We start from the raw sequence: 17192 nt of genomic DNA, 5'->3' as shown, positions 1-17192 counted from the left end.
ATCCCCCCCCCCCCCTCCCCCCCCCCCCCCCCCCTCCCCCCCCCCCCCCCCCCCCCCCCCCCCCCCCTTTCCCCCCCCCCCCCCCCCCCCCCCCCCCCCCCCCCGCCGCTCCGGGACGGCCCGCTGCCGTCAGAACGTGAGCTTCCAGCCGTTGAGCGTGCCGGTGTCCTGCGCCGCGACGTCCTGGACGCGCAGCTTCCAGGTGCCGGACGCGCTCTCGCTCGACGCGTCGACGGTGTACGTGGTGTTCACGTTGTCCGCGGAGTCCGAGCCACTGGAGGACTTCAGCCGGTAGGCCGAGCCGTCCGGGGCGATCAGGTCGATCACCAGGTCACCGCGGTACGTGTGGGTGATGTCGACCCCGACCTTGAGGGCGGCGGGCGCGTTGCCGCTGCGCCCGCCGACGGTGATCGGCGACTCCACGGCGGAGCCCGCGTCCGGCACGGCGACCGCGCCGGTGCTGGTGTAGGTGGTGCCGGTCGAGGCGCCGGAACCGCTCACCGCCTGGACCGTCCTGGCCGCGTCCGCGAGACCCGCGCCGCAGCCGCCCGAGCAGGTGCCGGGCAGGGCACGGGCGTTCGTCTTGATCGCCGACTCGATCTGGGCGGGGGTGAGTGCCGGGTTCGCCGACTTCATCAGCGCGACGAGGCCGGCGATGTGCGGGGTGGCCATGCTGGTGCCCTGGTAGGAGGCGTACGACTCCGTGGAGGGCGTCTTCGTGCCGGAGTTCAGGGTGGACAGGATGCCGTTGGCGGTGCCGGTGCTGGTCTGGCCGCCGGGGGCCGCGATGTCGACGAGCGTGCCGTAATTGGAGTAGGAGGCACGGGAGCCGGTGCGGTTCGTCGCGGCGACGTTGACGACGTTGCTGCAGCTCGACGGGGAGAAGCCCGAGGTGTTGGAGTTCTCGTTGCCGGCCGCGACGACGACCGTCGTGCCCCGGTTCACGGCGGCGGTGATGGCGCTCTGGGTGGCCGCGGTGCAGGCACCGGAGCCGCCGAGGCTCATGTTGACGACCTTGGCCACGTTGGCGTTGGCGGGGACGCCGGAGACGGTGCCGCCGGACGCCCAGGTGATCGCGTCGATGATGTCGGAGTCGTAGCCGCCGCACTTGCCGAGGACCCGCAGCGGGGAGATCTTCGCCCCGTACGCGATGCCCGCGACGCCCTTGCCGTTGTTGGTGACCGCGGCGATGGTGCCGGCCACGTGCGTGCCGTGCCAGGAGGAGTTGCTCGAACCGGTGCCGGAGCCGCACGCGTCGGTCGCGTACCAGTCGCCCGGGTCGGCCGGGTTGGCGTCGCGCCCGTCGCCGTCGACGGAGACCGCGGTGTCGGAGATGAAGTCGTAGCCGGCGACGATGTTCGCGGCGAGGTCGGAGTGGGCGACGTAGCCGGTGTCGATGACGGCGACGGTCACCCCGCTGCCGGTCGAAGTGGACCAGGCGCCGGGGACGTTCATGCCCGCGGTGGTCTCGAACAGGTCCCACTGCTTGCCGTACTCGGTGTCGTTCGGGTCGGCCTGCGGGGTGTTGAGGCGGTCCGGCACGACGTAGGCGACCTGCGGGTCCGCGCGGTATTCGGCCATGACGTCGGCGACGTCGGCCTTGCCGAGCCGGTCACCGAGGTCGACGAGGGCGGCGCCGGTGCCGAGCCGGCGCCGGAAGTCGAGGTCCTCGCCGGCCTCCTTGCCCTTCGCCTCGGCGTCCGCGGAGGCCGCCTTGTCGGATCCGGCCTCGGCGGCGGTGGACTTGTACCCGACGATCAGGCGCTCGGCGGGCGCGGCCGGGGTCTCTCCGGTGGGGGCCGGGGAGGTCGCCCGCGCGACGGCGGGCTGGGCGGCGGCGGCCGAGGTGGCCGTTCCGGCCATCAGGGCGGCGGACACCGCGGCGACGGATATCAGCTTCCGTCCGGCGGTGCGGGAGGGGGACGTACGCAAGGGCTTTGCCTTTCGGGCCGGCTCCGGGCAGCGCGGAGCAGCGGTCGATTCGCTTCGTCCTCGAAGCGGCGGGGGGTGAATCGAGCAGTGCGCGGCGGCCGGCCGTACGCGAGCGGCCCACCTGGGGTTACCTGTGGGTCGGCTGTGCCCGAACGATAGGGAGACGGCGGGCGGAGCGGATACAGGGGAAACCCTCGATCTGGCCGGAAAACACCCTTGGGGCGGCCCACTTCGCCCGGTTCGCCGGCAGGTCCGGACCGATGCGCACGCGGGTGCCGACCGAGAAGCTCCTGTCGGCCGTCTCCGCGGCGGCCCGGCCGGCGGCCGAGAACCGCCGGCGTCCGCTGCTCCCGCACCAACCCCCGCGCCCGGTGAACACGGGCCCCCGATTCCCCGTACTGCACAGGGAACGGCCCCCTACGCGACAGCCCGAGGAGCCCCACCGGATGACCGCACATCGCACCGTCACCGCGGCCGCTGTCGCCGTGGCGGCCCCGCTCCTGCTGACGCCCCTGGCCGCGGGACCGGCCGCGGCCCACGGCGCACCGACGGATCCGGTCAGCCGGGTCGTGGCGTGCTCGCCCGAGGGCGGGAGCCGGGCCGGGTCCGCGGCCTGCCGGGCCGCGATCGCGTCGAACGGCGCCCCCTTCACCGCCTGGGACAACCTGCGGGTCGCCGGTGTCAACGGCAGGGACCGGCAGATGATCCCGGACGGGCGGCTGTGCAGCGGTGGTCTGCCCGCCTACAAGGGGCTCGACCTGGCCCGCACCGACTGGCCCGCGACCCGGCTCACACCGGGTGCTCCGCTGAACCTGGCCTACAGCTCGACGATTCCGCACACGGGCACGTTCAAGCTGTACCTGACCAAGCCCGGATACGACCCGTCGAAGCCCCTGACGTGGTCGGACCTTCCGACGCGGCCGTTCGCGACGGCCACCGACCCGGCCATGGTCCGGGGCGCCTACCGCATCGCAGCGAAGCTGCCCGCCGACCGGTCGGGGCGGCACGTGCTGTTCACCATCTGGCAGAACTCCAGCACCGCGGACACCTACTACTCGTGCTCGGACGTGGTGTTCGCGCGGCCCGCGCAGCAGGGGGCGACGGGTTCGGGCGCGGGCGCCTCCGCACCGGGCCGCGCGAGCGCCTCGGCCGAGCCACGGACGCCGGCGCCCTCGAAGAAGACCGAGCGGAAGAAGCCGGCGTCGGCGTCCGCGGCGGCCCCGGTACCGGCCGAGACCGCGACGCCCGTGGCGGACGCCGCGGCCGACGGGTCCGAGCCCGTCGCGGACAGCACGGCAGGCGGCCCCGGGGCGCTGCCGCTGGTGGCGGGCGGCGCCGGAGCGCTCCTGCTCGCCGCGGGCGTGGTGCTCGCCCGGCGCCGCCGCCGCGGGCGGGTCAGTTGACGAAGACCACCGGACTGCCCACCTGGCTGGTGTCCGTGACGGGGGCGTACCTGGCGGTGAAGTAGCCGTTGGCGAAGCACAGGGACGAGCCGGAGTACTTCGTGAAGTGCTGGTTGGCGAAGGCGATGCTGTTGTCGGTGTTGCTCGCCGTGCCGGACAGGGACGGCGCCCGGTAGACGCAGGTGACGCTGCCCAGCAGGGTGCGCAGGACGACGGTCGTCTGCACGGTCGAGCCGCTCGGCGGCGTCACGGTCACGGTGCCGTCGGAGGTGACGGTCGTGCTGTACGGCAGGTTGTTGACGGTGATGCCCGTGACACCGAGGACGCCGGTGACGTTGCTCGTGCAGCTGCTGCTCGTGAACGCGTGACCGGTGAGCGACTCGGTCGCCGTGCCGGGTGCGGCGGGGTTGTCGGCGGCGGTCGCGGTGAAGGTCGACGCGGAACACGAGACGCCGCTGGTCCCGCTGCTGCTGGAGTAGAACGTGGCGGCGGTGCCGCCGGCCAGCGACGCCGTCAGTACGTCGCCGGCGGCGACCGGGGCGCCGCCGAGGCTGCCGGTGGTGAGCACCGCGACGTCGGCCGCGGAGGCGGGGGACGCCGCCGAGACGGCGAGAGCGGCGGTGACACCGACGAGAGCGAGTAAGGACCGAGTGCGCATGGGGGTGCCTCTTCTCCGAAGTGGGGGGAGGTGCGGGTGGGTTCGGGACTCGCGGATGCGGACGGGTACGGGTACGGGTACGGAACGCGCGCAGATGCGGGGAGAGCACGAACCGCGGTGGAGGGGCCGGACGTGCCGAGGAGCACCGGAGCGCTCCGGGCACGCGGGGTCCGGCCGGTCCGGACGCGCGTGACGCGGCGGCCGTCTCCGGCGCGTGACGCTTCTGCGCCACGGACCGGCGGGGCAGCCGTACGGCCGGTCACCTCCAGCCGGGGAGGTGACCGGTGCCACGGGGGCGGTGGGGAGGGGGAGTTCGCGCCGCGTCCCCGAGGGGTCACCCGTGCCCCGGAACAAGGCGGGGGCCGGGAAGGTGACAGGCGCGGCGCGACGGATCCGGCGCCACGGATCCGTGGAAACAGGGGAAGTTGTAGACCCGTCGCTCCCTCAACGTCAAGGCGCTGTACGGAAGTTGGGGTGACCGGCGGTGCCGGCCGAGGAGCGGGCGAACTCCCGCTGCGGCGCGAAACGCGAGGTGGCCGGGCCGGCGGTCCACACGGGAGCGGCACCACCAACACCCTGTGCGCACAGGTCTCTTGACCCTGAGGTGTAACCCCCGGTAACTTCCTCGTCGGCTACTGCGGCGCCACGAGAAAGCCCTTGCATCCGCCGGGAGTAACGAGGAGGCGTGCGCCGCAGCCGCTGTCCGCGCCAGGACAACATGCCGCTGAAGCCCTACCCGCATTCACTGTGATCAGGGAGCAGACATGGCCTCGTCCTCGGACGCCACGGCGTCCCACGGTTCCACCTCCGGGAGACCGGAAAGCGGTTTAGCCACCGGCGGTGGCATCCGGCGCGGGCGGGTCCGCCTGCGACGCGCCGCGGTGATGGCGGTCCCCGCCACCGCGATCGCCGCCGGACTGATGATCCTCACCGCCCAGGGGGCGCTCGGCGTCCAGTTCGCCATCTCCGGTATGCCGTTCACCGTCACCGCGACGGAGCTGAACGGCACGGGCTTCGAGCAGTTCGGCGGCCTCGACACCATGGCCGAGGACAGCCCGAACGCCGGGGACACCGGCGGCCAGGTCCTGGTCGTCACCTCCGCCATCAAGGACGCGACCCTCACCAAGCTGTGCCAGAGCGTCGACCTGGGCGGCACGAACCTCGTCATCACCGCGGGCAGCGGCTCGGAGAAGGTGCGGGCGAGCCACCTGACCACCGACTCGACCGAGCTGTCCGGCGACGCGGCCTTCGACAACATCGAGATCGGCAACGACGCCAGCACCCTCGACAAGGCGGGCGTCCAGGGACCGAAGGGGGTCTTCAGCCAACAGGCCGACACCGTCCGCATCGCCCATCTGCGCCAGACCAACTACGCGACCACGGCGGCGGTGTTCAAGCTCCCCGGCCTCAAGCTCCGCTTCAGCGACCAGGCCTGCTGATGGCCGCCGAGCCGCAGCCGGCGGTGCGGGCGACTGCCGGAACCGGTGAGCGGCCGCCGGGGGCCCACACCCGGGCCCGGGCCGCCTTCCGGCGGTGGCGGGCCGGGCGCCCGTTCTGGGGAGGGCTGCTGCTCGCCGTCGGCGGCGCGGAGATCCTGCTGACCGAGAAGGCCTCGCTGAAGGTCGTCATGCACATCGGCATGCAGGGCGTGGCCGGCTACCTGCTGCCCGCCGTCATGCTCCTGTGCGGTCTGCTGGTCCTCTTCAACCCGGCCCAGCGGCTCTTCTACTCCCTGCTCGGCATCCTCCTGTCCCTGGGCACCTGGCTCACCTCCAACCTCGGCGGTTTCCTCGTCGGCCTCGTGCTCGGCGCCACCGGCAGCTGTCTGGCCTTCGGCTGGCTGCCGGACCAGGAACCACGCCGCGGCCTGCTGCGGCGGCACCGGACCGGCTGAGCCCTCCGCGGCGGGCGGGCGGCCACCCGCACTCGGTGCCGTGGGCCGTCGGTGATCCGGCCACGGCCCGCGAGGGCCTCTGTCGAGGCCGCGGACGGCGGCGTAGCCTGCGCTGCCGTAACGGCGTTCGACTGCCTGGAGGCTGCGATGGGGCAACCCCGCCCTTTACCGATCGACCCGACCGGCCGTGACATCCACGGCGAGGCGGCACGCATCCGGGCCAGGGGCGCGGTGGCCCGGGTCGAACTCCCGGGAGGAGTGGCTGCCTGGGCGGTCAGCAGCCCCGGACTGCTCCGGAGGCTGCTGACCGACCCGCGGGTCTCCAAGGACCCGCGCCGGCACTGGCCCGCCTGGATCGACGGTGAGATCTCGCCGGAGTGGCCGCTGTTCACCTGGGTCGCGGTGCGGAACATGTTCACTGCGTACGGCAGCGACCACCGGCGGCTGCGGCTCCTCGTCGCCAAGGCGTTCACGGCCCGCCGCACGGCCGCGCTCCGGCCCCGGATCGAGGAGATCACCCGGGACCTCCTCGACCGGCTCGACGAGGCGGGCCGCGGGGGTGAGCCGGTCGATCTGCGGGAGCGGTTCTGCTATCCGCTGCCGATCCAGGTGATCAGCGAGCTGTTCGGGCTGCCGGAGGAGCGCGGCGCCGAGCTGCGCGCCCTGGTGGACAGCATCTTCCACACCTCCGCGCCGCCGGAGGAGGTCACCGGCAGCTACGCCCGGCTGTACGCCGCGATGGCCGAACTGGTCGCCGCCAAACGGCAGTCGCCCGGTGACGACCTGACGTCCGGACTCATCGCGGCACGCGAGGACGGGGACGGCGGCAGGCTCGACGAACAGGAACTGCTCGACACCCTGGTGCTCATGATCAGCGCGGGGCACGAGACCACGGTCAACCTCATCGACAACGCCGTCCACGCCCTGCTCACCCATCCCCGGCAGCTCGCGCACGTCCGCGCCGGCCGTGCCTCCTGGGACGACGTCGTCGAGGAGACGCTGCGGGTCCAGGCGCCGGTGGCCAGTCTGCCGCTGCGCTACGCCGTCGAGGACCTCGACCTCGGCGAGCTCGGAGACCCCGCCGGTACGGTGATCCCGCGCGGTGAGGCCATCCTCGCGGCGTACGCCGCCGCCGGGCGCAGCACCGAGCGGTACGGGCCGGACGCCGACGTCTTCGACGTCACCCGGCTCGACAAGGAGCACCTCGCCTTCGGGCACGGGGTGCACCACTGCCTGGGTGCTCCGCTGGGGCGCCTGGAGGCCCGGGTGGCGCTCCCGGCGCTCTTCGAGCGCTTCCCGGGGCTCCGACTGGACGTCCCCGCACAGGAGTTGCTCCCGGTGGAGTCCTTCATCTCCAACGGCCACCGCTCCCTGCCGGTGCGGCTGACGGCGGCCCCGGGATAGCGGGAGGGCGGAGGCAGCCGGCGGCGCCGCATCCCCCGGATCCCGAGCGGCGCCGAGGAGCCCGGATCCGCTCAGGCCCAGGGGTCCGGGTCCGGCACACCCGGTGCGGCGCCGTCGAGCATCTGGCCGAGGGTGCGGGCGAGGCCGTCCTCCGTGTCGACGTGCGCGATCCACGGGACTCGGCCGAGGACCGCCGCCAGATCGTCGGTGACGAGGGCGTCGACCGTCGTGCGCAGTCCGTCGGGCACCGGGCCGTCGTCGAGACAGAGGCGGGCGAGCGCGGCGGCCACCCGGACGTCCGCGGGCCACGCGGGGTCGGACCAGAGGGCACCGGTCCAGGCGGCGGCGCGACGGCGGGCCTGCCCGCGGGCGAGTTCGGCGACGGCGAGGACCAGGCTCGCGCGGACGGCGGGGGACTCCTCGGCGGTCAGACGCGCGCGCAGGGCGTCGGTCGCACGTGCGGCCTCGCCCGAGGAGACGCCCAGGGCGTGGCAGGCGCCGGTGCGAAGCTCGGGGTCCGGGTCGCGCAGCAGCGCGAGGAGCACGTCGGCGTCGGCGCCCAGGGCGGTCCGTGAGGCCTCGATGGACCAGTTCATGGCGTAGCCGCCGCAGTCGTAGCGCCACTCCGGCGGCGTGCCCTGGAGGAAGGTGTCGCGGGTCCCGTGTCCCCAGTGGGCGAGCCGGGCCGCCGCGGTGGCGAGGCCCAGGGTGTCCACGCGGTGGTGCGCCGCCGGGTCGGCGGCCGTGCGCAGCAGGAACGGGACGGCCAGGGGTGCGGCGGAGCCGACCGTGCCCTGGTGGACCAGGCTCCCCCACAGCCGTCCCAGGGCGGCGTCGGCCGCCGCCGCGTCACCGGAGCGGAGCCGGGCCAGCAGCCCGGGCACGTCGTCGGCGGCTCCGTGCGCGTGCCGGAAGCGGCCCCAGGGCACCGCGTCGAAGCGGAAGCCGTCCTTGACGCTCCGCGGCATCCCGGCGACCACCGCGCGCACGTCGAGCGGAGTCCCCTCGTACCTCTCGAACCCGTGCTCGCGCACCTGATCGTGGTCCAGCACCCACTCCTGCGCGGTCACACCGCTCCCCGTCCCGTCGCTGATCGGACGGGCCCTGACTATCACGCCCGTCCCGGGGCTCGCGGCGGCGGGGCGGGCCGGACGGCCTCAGGGCGCCGCGCTGGAGGTCACCGTGAAACGCGCCCCGTCGGGGTCGCTCAGGAGGGCCTCGTCCCCGTCGCTCCCGCGCTTGAGGACGCTGCCCCCGTGGGCGAGCGCGGCCTCGGCGCAGGCCGCCACGTCGGAGACGGCGAAGTGGACCTGCCAGTGCGGCCGGAGCGCGGGGTCGGGAGCCGCCCCGAGCGCGCCGGAGTAGATCCGGGCGACCACGAGTCCCGCGCTGGTCAGCACGACCTCGTCCCCGTCGTAGTGGACCTCGCAGCCGCCGGGCCCGGCGGAGGCCCACCGCAGGACCTCGCCGTAGAAGATCGCGGCGTCGAAGGCGTCGCGGGTGTGCAGCCGTACGAAGGCGGGCGCGGCCCGGCGCCAGTGCTCCCAGCCGGCCACGAGCGCGCCTTCCCAGACGCCGAACACCGCTCCGTCGCGGTCGGCGAGCAGGGCGGCCCGTCCCGGCGGGAACGCGATGGGGCCCACGGCGGTCGTCCCGCCGCGCTCCTGGCTGCGGGACACGGCCGCGTCCGCGTCGGTCACGGCGAAGTACGGGGTCCAGGAGACGGCCATCTGCCATGCGCTGGCCACCTCGGCGGCGCCCGCGACCGGCACGCCGTTCGCCCGCGCGATCCGGAACTGGTCGCCGAGCCCGCCCCGGCTCCACTCCCAGCCGAGCACGGCCCCGTAGAAGGCCTCGGCGGCTCCCAGGTCACGGGCGCTCAGGCTGACCCAGCACGGTGCGCCGAACACCGAGTGGCTGGAGAGCACCTCGCCGTGGAGTGTTCTGTCGCTGTTCATGCCCGTACCGTCCCGGTCCCGCCGTCCGCCGTGCCGGGGACCGGTCCGGATCCGCTCCGGACCCGGTCGCCGCCCGGCGGCCGGACGACCTCAGCCGCGCCTGCATCCGCACTGGTCGGGCCCAGCATCTCCCGCCGCGGCGCCGGGCGCACCGCGGGGCACCCGTGCGGGTTCCGGGCTCCGCCGCCCGCACGCGTGCGGGCGGCGGGATCCCTCACGCCTCGTCGGGCGTCAGCCGCAGCGAGATCGAGTTGATGCAGTACCGCTGGTCCGTGGGCGTCGGGTAGCCCTCACCCTCGAACACGTGCCCGAGATGCGACCCGCACCGGGCGCACCGGACCTCCGTGCGCAGCATGCCGTGCGAACGGTCCTCGATCAGTTCGACCGCGTCGCTGTCCTTGGGGTCGAAGAAGCTCGGCCAGCCGCAGTGCGACTCGAACTTCTCCCCCGAGGTGAAGAGCTCCGCGCCGCACGCCCGGCAGGAGTACACGCCCTTCGTCCTGGTGTCGGTGTACTCACCGGTGAACGCCGGTTCGGTGCCGGCCTTGCGCAGGACGGTGTACTCGGCAGGAGTCAGCTCCGCGCGCCACTGCTCGTCCGGCTTTTCGATGTCGTACGACATGAAGCTCAACCCCTCACGAAAACGCTGTGCCTACTTCGACAGGCGGGCCAGGATCTCGGGACCGAGGTCGGTGACGTCCCCGGCGCCCATGGTGAGAACGAGATCACCGGGCTTCGCCATTCCCGCCACGGCGGCAGGCACCTCGGCCTTGTCGTGGAGGGGCGTCACGTCCGCGCCCGCGGCCCGGGCCGCGTCGATGATCAGTGCGCTGGTGACGCCCGGGATCGGGTCCTCGCGTGCGGGATAGATGTCGAGGACCACCGAGGCGTCGGCCAGGGAGAGGGCGTCGCCCATCTCCTTGCCCAGCTCCTGGGTGCGGGAGAAGAGGTGCGGCTGGAAGACGACCAGGATGCGCGAGTCGCCGGCCGCCGCGCGCATGGCCTCCAGGTCCGCGGTCATCTCGGTGGGGTGGTGCGCGTAGGAGTCGATGACCTGGACGCCGGCCGCCTCGCCCTTGAGCTGGAGGCGGCGCTTGACGCCGGTGTAGGAGGCCAGGGCCGGGGCCAGTTCCGTGGCCGGGATGCCGAGCGCGACGCCCGCCGCCAGTGCGGCCACCGCGTTGTGCGCGTAGTGGCGGCCGGGGACGGAGACCGCGAAGGTCAGCGGTGCGCCGTCCAGTTCGACGGTGACCTCGCTCTTCAGTCCCTGGGCGACGACCGACACGACCCGGACGTCGGCGTCCGCGGCCTCGCCGTACGTGACCACCTTGACGTTCCCGGACCTGACGCGGCGGGTCAGCTCGCGGGCCCCCTCGTGGTCCGAGGAGATCACCAGCGTGCCGCCCTCGGTGACGCGCTCCACGAAGGTCTCGAAGGACTCGTAGATCTCGTCCATCGAGGCGTAGTTGGCGTGGTGGTCCAGTTCCACGTTGAGGATGATCGCGACTTCGGGGGCGTACTTGTGGAAGCTGCGGTCGGACTCGTCCGCCTCGGCGACGAAGATGTCGCCGTCGCCGTGCAGGGCGTTGGAGCCGGGGGCGTCCAGGTCGCCGCCGATGGCGTAGGACGGGGCCAGCCCGAGCGACGACAGCGACACGGCCAGCATCGAGGTCGTCGTCGTCTTGCCGTGGGTGCCCGCCACGGCGATCGGACGCAGGCCGTCCATCAGCCGGGCCAGGGCGTCGGAGCGGTGGACGACCGGGATGCCGAGCTCCGCCGCGCGGGCCAGCTCCGGGTTGTCCGCGCGGATCGCCGAGGAGACGACGACGCAGGTGGCGTCGGCGGCCAGGTGCTCGGCCGCGTGCCCGATGTGCACCGTCGCCCCCAGGGCCCGCAGGGCCTCGGCGGTCGCCGAGTCCTTGGCGTCGCTGCCGGCCACCTCGGCGCCCCGCTGGGCGAGGATCTTCGCGATGCCCGACATCCCGGCTCCGCCGATCCCGATGAAGTGCGGTCGGTCCATGGCGGTAGGAAGGCCGGGTGCCATGCGTGTTCTCCCCAAGCGGTGCGGTGGTGACGACGAGCGGTAGGGCGGCAGCGGACGGCAGGAGCCCGGCGGCTGCGCGGGCCCCAGCCTATGCCTTGCTGTGGGAGAACAGTTTCAGCACCGGGACGCCCACCTTGTGGCGGGCCCGGGAGGCCCAGTCGCGGTGGAAGAACTCCTCCACGTAGTGCGGGTCCGTGAGCACGATGACCTCGTCGGCGTCGATCTCGTCGACCAGGCTCTTGAGCGCGTCCAGCGGGTGGTCCTCGATGAGCCGCCCCGCGGCCTCGCTGCCGGCCGCCCGCAGGGCGACCAGGGAGACGTCCAGAGCCTGCTGCCCCTGCCCGACCGCCTCCTCGCCCTCGGGCGTCTCGTCCTCGCGGACCGCCTCGTCCAGCTCGCCGAGGGCGACGTCGTCGATGGCCCGCAGCAGCCGGTCGGCCTGGTCGCCGCGGGGCTGGAGCAGTACGTGGAAGGCGACCGCCTCGTCGCCGTGCAGGGTCGTGACGAACTCCACGTCGGCGGACGTCAGGGCCTTCTCGATCATCAATACGCTTGTGAACACGACAGGCGCCCTTCTCCTCCGAGGGCCGTTGGGGCCCTGTCTCCTCAGGGGCCCGCTCGGCCCCTTCTCCTGCGTCTCGCGCACAGGCCGTCCCACGACCCTGCGGAAACCATCCTGCCCCGTAACCGCACGGGTACCGCGGGATTCGGTGTGCCCGGGCCGAGCCAGACCGGAACGACACGTTCCGTCACCGTGTCAAGTCCGACGGTATCGGCTGAACAGGAACCCGGCCTCCTCCAGCAGGGACGCGAGTTCGAAGCGCTGCGGCACGGCCACCGGGGGGCCCGAGGCGATGCGCTGGGCACCGCCCGCCGTGAGCATCGGGGACACGGTGAGGCACAGCTCGTCGAGGACCCCGGCGGCGACCAGCCGGCCCAGCAGGCGCGGGCCGCCCTCGGTGAGCTGCCGGGTCAGGCCGCGCTCGCCGAGCGCCCGGACCGCACGGGCGGGGTCCACCTCGGTGCCCTCCCCGGCGAAGACGACCCGGACCCCCGCCTTCTCCGCGGCGGCGATCCGGTCGGGGGGCGCCGCGGACCCGGTCAGCAGCAGCGTGGGCACCAGCGGCGCGGTGAAGAGCGGCAGCGAGAAGTCCAGGCCGAGACCGGCGCTCACCACGGCGATGGCGGGTGCGGGCCCCTGTCCGGCCGCCTCCCGCAGCGCCGCGAACTCCGCACGCGCGCGTGCCGGACGGTAACCCTCCTGGCGTACCGTCTCGGCGCCCACCACGATCACGTCCGCCAGGGCGCGCAGCGTGCCGAAGATCCGCATGTCGGCGGCGCAGGAGATGGGCTGGGAGCGGCCCTCGTGCTGGGCGGCGCCGTCGAGCGTGGACACCATGTTGGCGCGCAGCCAGGGGGTGCGGACGCCGGGATAGGCGTAGGCCTCCGCCAGCTCCCGCAGACTCCACTCCCGGTCCGCCGCCTGCGCACCGGGCGCCCCGCCCGAGGCCTGGGCTGCTGTTTCTTCGGTCACAGGGAACAGGCGTCGCATGTCGTGCAGTGTGGCACGGCCCTTAGAGTGGGGAACCGTGTCGTCCTCCCCCGCCGCCCATGGCGTCAGTCCGATAGCCGAAGCGGCTCCGCTGTCCCTGTGCGCCCGCGAGCCGCACGTCCCCGCGGACCGGCTCGTCGCCGAGATGGTGCCGCCACCGCGCTTCGACGCGGTCCGCTTCGAGACGTACATCCCGGATCCGGACCAGCCCAGTCAGAGCGAGGCCGTGCGCGTCCTCGCCGAGTTCGCGGCCGGTCTCGGCGCGGCGCCCGGCGCCGGGTCGGGCAGGCGCCGGCTGTTCGGCTTCGGGAAGGCGCCGAAGGCGCCCACCGGGCCGCGCGGCGTCTATCTGGACGGCGGGTACGGCGTCGGCAAGACGCACCTGCTGGCCTCCCTGTGGCACGCGACCCCGGCCGAGCCCGCCCTGAAGGCGTTCGGCACCTTCGTGGAACTGACGAACCTGGTCGGCGCGCTCGGCTTCCAGCAGACCGTGCAGACGCTCTCCGGCCACCGCCTGCTGTGCATCGACGAGTTCGAGCTGGACGACCCGGGGGACACCGTCCTGGTCTCCACGCTGCTGGGCAAGCTGGTCGACGCGGGCGTGGCGCTCGCGGCCACCTCGAACACGCTGCCGGGCAAGCTCGGCGAGGGACGGTTCGCGGCGGCCGACTTCCTGCGGGAGATCCAGGGCCTGTCCGCACACTTCCGTCCGCTGCGCATCGACGGCGAGGACTACCGCCACCGCGGGCTGCCCGAGGCACCGGCACCGTTCTCCGACGAGCAGGTCACCAGGGCCGCGTACGCCACGGCCGGGGCGTCGCTGGACGACTTCCCGCATCTGCTCGACCACCTGGCGCGCGTCCACCCCAGCCGGTACGGCACCCTCACGGACGACCTCCGGGCGGTCTGCCTCACCGATGTGCAGCCCGTGCCGGACCAGTCGACGGCGCTGCGCCTCGTCGTGCTCGCGGACCGGCTCTACGACCGCGAGGTGCCGGTCCTCGCCTCCGGGATGCCGTTCGACCGGCTGTTCAGCGAGGAGATGCTGAACGGCGGCTACCGGAAGAAGTACTTCCGCGCGATCTCCCGCCTCACCGCCCTCGCCCGGGACGCCAAGAGCCTGGTGGAGGACCGGAAGACGGACTCCGACCGGCCCTAAGAAGTCGTTTGCGGGCGGTATCCCGCCACTCCCCCTCCTTGCCGTTTCAGGCCCTCTTCAGGGTGAAACGTTAGGTTGACCCTGCAAACAACGTGCCGCGTCAGCGTGCAGGTCGACGTGCGGGAGAGACGCCGGGAGGGGGGCGCATGACTCGTGGTGCGACGGCCCGGGCCGTGCTGTCCACGCTCGCCGCCGTCCTGCTCGCGCTGCAACTGTTCGCGTCCGCCGAGGCGTTCGCGTCCGTACACACACACGAGATCATCGCGTGCGGCGAGACCGAGGAACCGCAGAAGCCGGCGCCGCCGCAGGCCGCACGCGACCGCTCCCGCACCGATGACCGCCTCCCCAGGGTGCCCCCACGCACCGCACCGGAGCGCACCCCGGCCGCCGCGCACCCGCTCCCCGTGCCCGCCGGCCCTCCCGCGCACGCGTCGAGATCCTCGACGGCCCACTCCCCGGCGACTCTTCAGGTCTTCCGCTGCTGACCGGTACGTGACCCCCCACACCACGTTCAGTCAGCCGACGCGCCGCCGAGGCGCGCCAGGAGGAACCGACATGCAGTCCCTCATCGATCACGCCCGTGCACACGGACAGCGCCCCGAGGACTTCGCCGCGCTGGCCGCGGGCCAGTCCCCCCAGGCCCTGTTCATCACCTGTTCGGACTCCCGGGTCGTTCCGGCCCTGATCACCGGTGCCCGTCCGGGCGAGCTCTTCGAGCTGCGCACCGCGGGCAACATCGTCCCCCCGCACCCCTCGGACCGGCCCACCGGCGAGGCGGCCACCATCGAGTACGCCGTGAACGTGCTCGGCGTCACCGACGTGGTCGTCTGCGGCCACTCGCACTGCGGCGCGGTCGGCGCCCTGGTGCGCGGCGACGACCTGACCGCCGTACCCGCCGTGCGCGCCTGGCTGGCGCAGGCGGCACCGCGCCCGAGCGGTCCTCCGGAGGACCCGTCCGTGGCGGAGGCGGTGCAGAGCCACGTCCTGACGCAACTGCTGCGGCTGCGCGCGTACCCGTGCGTCGCCGACAAGGCTGCGAACGGGACACTGCGCCTGCACGCCTGGTTCTACGAGGTCGACACCGGAACCGTCCGCGAACACCGCCCGGACACCGACACCTTCGAGGCGCTGTGAGCACCGCGTCGGGGCCGGCGGGGACGCGGCCGAGGCGTCCCGTGCGGTTTCCCCATCTGCGGCAGGACTTCGCCGCCTCGGTCGTGGTCTTCCTCGTCGCCCTCCCGCTGTGCGTGGGCGTCGCCGTCGCCTCCGGTGTGCCGGCCGAACTCGGCCTGGTCACCGGCATCGTGGGCGGTCTGGTCACCGGGCTGATGCGCGGCAGCAGCCTCCAGGTATCGGGCCCGGCAGCCGGACTCACCGTGCTGGTCTTCGAGGCGGTCCGGGAGTTCGGGCTGCCGGTCCTCGGGGTGATCGTGCTGGCCACCGGCCTGCTGCAACTCCTCATGGGCGCACTGAAGCTGGGGCGCTACTTCCGCGCCATCTCGGTGGCCGTCGTCGAGGGCATGCTGGCCGGCATCGGGCTCGTGCTGATCGCGGGCCAGCTGTACTCGGCGGCGGGGCTGACCGCGCCCGCCTCCGGTCTGGACAAGATCATCGAACTGCCCGGGACGCTCGCCCGTGCCGCGGGGGACACCGGGGCGCTCACGTCACTCGCCCTCTGTGCGGGCACCGTCGCCGTCCTCGTGCTGTGGAGGCGGCTGCCGCGGCGGGTGCGCGCGGTGCCGGGCCCGCTCGGCGCGGTCGCGCTGGCCACGCTCGTGTCGCTGGCCTTCTCGCTGCCGGTCGCCACGGTCGAGGTGAAGGGGCTGCTGGGCTCGCTCCAGCCGCCGCCCCTCGGCGCCTTCGGGGAGACGGCGAGCGTGGGCCTGCTGGGCACGGTGCTCGCCTTCGCGCTGATCGCCTCGGCGGAGAGCCTGTTCAGCGCGGCCGCCGTGGACCGGCTGCACGACGGGCCGCGCACCCAGTACGACAGGGAACTGATGGCACAGGGGGCCGGCAACACCGTCTGCGGGCTGCTGGGCGCGCTGCCCATGACCGCGGTCATCGTCCGCAGCTCGGCCAACGTGCAGGCAGGTGCGCGCACCAAGGCGTCCCGGGTCCTGCACGGCGTCTGGCTGCTGCTGTTCGCCGCCCTGCTGCCCGCCGCGCTCGCGGTGATTCCGCTGCCGGCCCTCGCCGGGGTCCTGGTGCACGCGGGCTGCAAGCTCATCCCGCTGCGCCAGATCGCGGCGCTGTGGCGGGAGCACCGCGGCGAGGCCCTGATCCTCGTGGTCACCGCCGGGTCCATCGTCGCCGTCAGCATGTTCGAGGGCGTGCTGATCGGCCTCGCGCTGGCCGTCGTCAAGACGGCGTGGGAGGCCTCGCACGTACGGCTGGAGGTCATAGACAAGGGAGCGGGACCCGTGCAGGCCCACCTGTCGGGCAACGCGACCTTCCTGCGGCTGCCGAAGATCCTCGACAGCCTGGAGGCACTGCCGCAGGACCGGCCGGTCGAGGTGAACCTGTCGGGGCTGCACCATCTCGATCACGCGTGCCGTGTCGCGCTGGAGAGCTGGGCCGCCCGGCACAGCACGGCCGGGACCGAGCCGGTGAAGGTCACTCCGGTGCCCTGACCGGCCCGCACGCCCTGTCCGGTCCGGGGCCGCCCTCCGGCGGGCCGGGCCGGACGGCCGTCCGGGGGCCGCTCCGCCCGCGGCGGGGCGCCGGTCCGGCCCGCTGCCGTGGGCGGACCGGCGCCTCCGGGCCGCCCGCGGCCGCGGCGTAAAGTGGAGTTTCCAGGCATGTCGGGCGGCTCGAAAGGGGGTCGTCGTGCTCGAGGAACTTCTCGTCGCCGGCGCGGCCGTCGGTTCCGCCGCGGTCGTGTACGTCGCTGCGGCGGCACGGATCGTCAAGCAGTACGAGCGCGGGGTCGTCTTCCGGCTCGGCCGCCTGACCGGTCCGGTGCGCGAACCGGGCTTCACCGCCGTGGTCCCCGTGATCGACCGGCTGCGCAAGGTGAACATGCAGATCGTCACGATGCCGGTGCCGGCGCAGGACGGCATCACCCGGGACAACGTCACGGTCCGGGTGGACGCCGTCATCTACTTCAAGGTGGTGGACGCCGCCGACGCCGTCGTCCAGGTCGAGGACTACCGCTTCGCGGTCTCCCAGATGGCGCAGACCTCACTGCG

At 73.7% G+C, this 17192-nt stretch carries 17 protein-coding genes; 9 read left to right on the top strand and 8 right to left on the bottom strand.

Annotated features, from left to right (window positions below; all coding sequences use genetic code 11):
- Positions 1-129: 129 nt before the first annotated feature.
- The gene (locus ACZ4NT_RS35140) at positions 130-1932 is read right to left on the bottom strand and encodes a S8 family peptidase (protein ID WP_121406684.1); all 1803 of its coding nucleotides are present in this window, start codon (positions 1930-1932) and stop codon (positions 130-132) included.
- A 446-nt stretch (positions 1933-2378) separates the two neighbouring features.
- On the opposite strand from ACZ4NT_RS35140, the gene ACZ4NT_RS35135 reads away from it, so the two are divergent.
- Entirely contained in the window at positions 2379-3335 is a 957-nt protein-coding gene (locus ACZ4NT_RS35135; protein ID WP_467729236.1) for a lytic polysaccharide monooxygenase, read from the top strand.
- On the opposite strand, the gene ACZ4NT_RS35130 is transcribed toward ACZ4NT_RS35135, so the two are convergent.
- Entirely contained in the window at positions 3328-3993 is a 666-nt protein-coding gene (locus ACZ4NT_RS35130; RefSeq protein ID WP_467729234.1) for a Tat pathway signal sequence domain protein, read from the bottom strand. The genes ACZ4NT_RS35135 and ACZ4NT_RS35130 overlap by 8 nt on opposite strands.
- 764 nt (positions 3994-4757) lie before the next feature.
- Between ACZ4NT_RS35130 and ACZ4NT_RS35125 the strand changes: the two genes are divergently transcribed.
- The 3 genes from ACZ4NT_RS35125 to ACZ4NT_RS35115 all read left to right on the top strand — a co-directional run bounded on the left by ACZ4NT_RS35125 (position 4758) and on the right by ACZ4NT_RS35115 (position 7291).
- Positions 4758-5432 (top strand): DUF6230 family protein, encoded by a 675-nt coding sequence (locus ACZ4NT_RS35125; RefSeq protein ID WP_121406680.1) that lies wholly within the window; start codon positions 4758-4760, stop codon positions 5430-5432.
- On the top strand, positions 5432-5887 hold the full coding sequence (locus ACZ4NT_RS35120) for a DUF6114 domain-containing protein (RefSeq protein WP_467729231.1): 456 nt from the start codon (positions 5432-5434) through the stop codon (positions 5885-5887). The genes ACZ4NT_RS35125 and ACZ4NT_RS35120 overlap by 1 nt, the downstream gene beginning before the upstream one ends.
- Before the next feature lie 147 nt (positions 5888-6034).
- On the top strand, positions 6035-7291 hold the full coding sequence (locus ACZ4NT_RS35115) for a cytochrome P450 (RefSeq protein ID WP_121406679.1): 1257 nt from the start codon (positions 6035-6037) through the stop codon (positions 7289-7291).
- A 71-nt stretch (positions 7292-7362) separates the two neighbouring features.
- Here the strand turns inward: ACZ4NT_RS35115 and ACZ4NT_RS35110 are convergent, their stop codons facing one another.
- From ACZ4NT_RS35110 to ACZ4NT_RS35085, 6 genes are all read right to left on the bottom strand, one after another.
- Positions 7363-8361: a HEAT repeat domain-containing protein gene (locus ACZ4NT_RS35110; RefSeq protein WP_467729229.1), complete on the bottom strand. Its 999-nt coding sequence runs from the start codon at positions 8359-8361 to the stop codon at positions 7363-7365.
- A gap of 87 nt (positions 8362-8448) precedes the next feature.
- Positions 8449-9249: a VOC family protein gene (locus tag ACZ4NT_RS35105; RefSeq protein WP_121406678.1), complete on the bottom strand. Its 801-nt coding sequence runs from the start codon at positions 9247-9249 to the stop codon at positions 8449-8451.
- A gap of 214 nt (positions 9250-9463) precedes the next feature.
- Positions 9464-9871: a peptide-methionine (R)-S-oxide reductase MsrB gene (msrB, locus tag ACZ4NT_RS35100; protein ID WP_121406677.1), complete on the bottom strand. Its 408-nt coding sequence runs from the start codon at positions 9869-9871 to the stop codon at positions 9464-9466.
- A gap of 30 nt (positions 9872-9901) precedes the next feature.
- The gene (gene murC, locus ACZ4NT_RS35095) at positions 9902-11293 is read right to left on the bottom strand and encodes a UDP-N-acetylmuramate--L-alanine ligase (RefSeq protein WP_467729226.1); all 1392 of its coding nucleotides are present in this window, start codon (positions 11291-11293) and stop codon (positions 9902-9904) included.
- An 88-nt stretch (positions 11294-11381) separates the two neighbouring features.
- Entirely contained in the window at positions 11382-11855 is a 474-nt protein-coding gene (locus ACZ4NT_RS35090) for an indole-3-glycerol phosphate synthase (RefSeq protein WP_183117065.1), read from the bottom strand.
- 195 nt (positions 11856-12050) lie between these two features.
- On the bottom strand, positions 12051-12845 hold the full coding sequence (locus ACZ4NT_RS35085) for a pyrimidine reductase family protein (RefSeq protein WP_121406674.1): 795 nt from the start codon (positions 12843-12845) through the stop codon (positions 12051-12053).
- A 37-nt stretch (positions 12846-12882) separates the two neighbouring features.
- Between ACZ4NT_RS35085 and zapE the strand changes: the two genes are divergently transcribed.
- The 5 genes from zapE to ACZ4NT_RS35060 all read left to right on the top strand — a co-directional run.
- Positions 12883-14004 (top strand): cell division protein ZapE, encoded by a 1122-nt coding sequence (zapE, locus tag ACZ4NT_RS35080; RefSeq protein ID WP_467729223.1) that lies wholly within the window; start codon positions 12883-12885, stop codon positions 14002-14004.
- Positions 14005-14150: 146 nt separating this feature from the next.
- On the top strand, positions 14151-14489 hold the full coding sequence (locus tag ACZ4NT_RS35075; RefSeq protein WP_467729221.1) for a hypothetical protein: 339 nt from the start codon (positions 14151-14153) through the stop codon (positions 14487-14489).
- 70 nt (positions 14490-14559) lie between these two features.
- A complete protein-coding gene (locus tag ACZ4NT_RS35070) occupies positions 14560-15138 on the top strand; it encodes a carbonic anhydrase (RefSeq protein ID WP_467729219.1) in 579 nt (192 codons plus the stop codon).
- A 41-nt stretch (positions 15139-15179) separates the two neighbouring features.
- Entirely contained in the window at positions 15180-16634 is a 1455-nt protein-coding gene (locus ACZ4NT_RS35065; protein ID WP_467729217.1) for a SulP family inorganic anion transporter, read from the top strand.
- Between the two features lie 196 nt (positions 16635-16830).
- The coding region (locus ACZ4NT_RS35060; RefSeq protein WP_467729215.1) for an SPFH domain-containing protein at positions 16831-17192 on the top strand (362 nt) is incomplete at its 3' end.

The organism is Streptomyces sp. NPDC026417, from assembly GCF_055567695.1.
The sequence above is the reverse complement of the archived record's forward strand: the minus strand, read 5'-3'. Positions and strand labels throughout refer to the sequence as shown.

What these genes read in the sequence shown, in the direction of transcription:
- murC (WP_467729226.1), bottom strand. Translation starts at nt 11,293, where the DNA reads ATGGCACCCGGCCTTCCTACCGCCATGGACCGACCGCACTTCATCGGG.
- ACZ4NT_RS35125 (WP_121406680.1), top strand. Translation starts at nt 4,758, where the DNA reads ATGGCCTCGTCCTCGGACGCCACGGCGTCCCACGGTTCCACCTCCGGG.
- ACZ4NT_RS35070 (WP_467729219.1), top strand. Translation starts at nt 14,560, where the DNA reads ATGCAGTCCCTCATCGATCACGCCCGTGCACACGGACAGCGCCCCGAG.
- ACZ4NT_RS35075 (WP_467729221.1), top strand. Translation starts at nt 14,151, where the DNA reads ATGACTCGTGGTGCGACGGCCCGGGCCGTGCTGTCCACGCTCGCCGCC.
- ACZ4NT_RS35120 (WP_467729231.1), top strand. Translation starts at nt 5,432, where the DNA reads ATGGCCGCCGAGCCGCAGCCGGCGGTGCGGGCGACTGCCGGAACCGGT.
- ACZ4NT_RS35085 (WP_121406674.1), bottom strand. Translation starts at nt 12,845, where the DNA reads ATGCGACGCCTGTTCCCTGTGACCGAAGAAACAGCAGCCCAGGCCTCG.
- ACZ4NT_RS35115 (WP_121406679.1), top strand. Translation starts at nt 6,035, where the DNA reads ATGGGGCAACCCCGCCCTTTACCGATCGACCCGACCGGCCGTGACATC.
- ACZ4NT_RS35105 (WP_121406678.1), bottom strand. Translation starts at nt 9,249, where the DNA reads ATGAACAGCGACAGAACACTCCACGGCGAGGTGCTCTCCAGCCACTCG.
- ACZ4NT_RS35135 (WP_467729236.1), top strand. Translation starts at nt 2,379, where the DNA reads ATGACCGCACATCGCACCGTCACCGCGGCCGCTGTCGCCGTGGCGGCC.
- ACZ4NT_RS35130 (WP_467729234.1), bottom strand. Translation starts at nt 3,993, where the DNA reads ATGCGCACTCGGTCCTTACTCGCTCTCGTCGGTGTCACCGCCGCTCTC.
- msrB (WP_121406677.1), bottom strand. Translation starts at nt 9,871, where the DNA reads ATGTCGTACGACATCGAAAAGCCGGACGAGCAGTGGCGCGCGGAGCTG.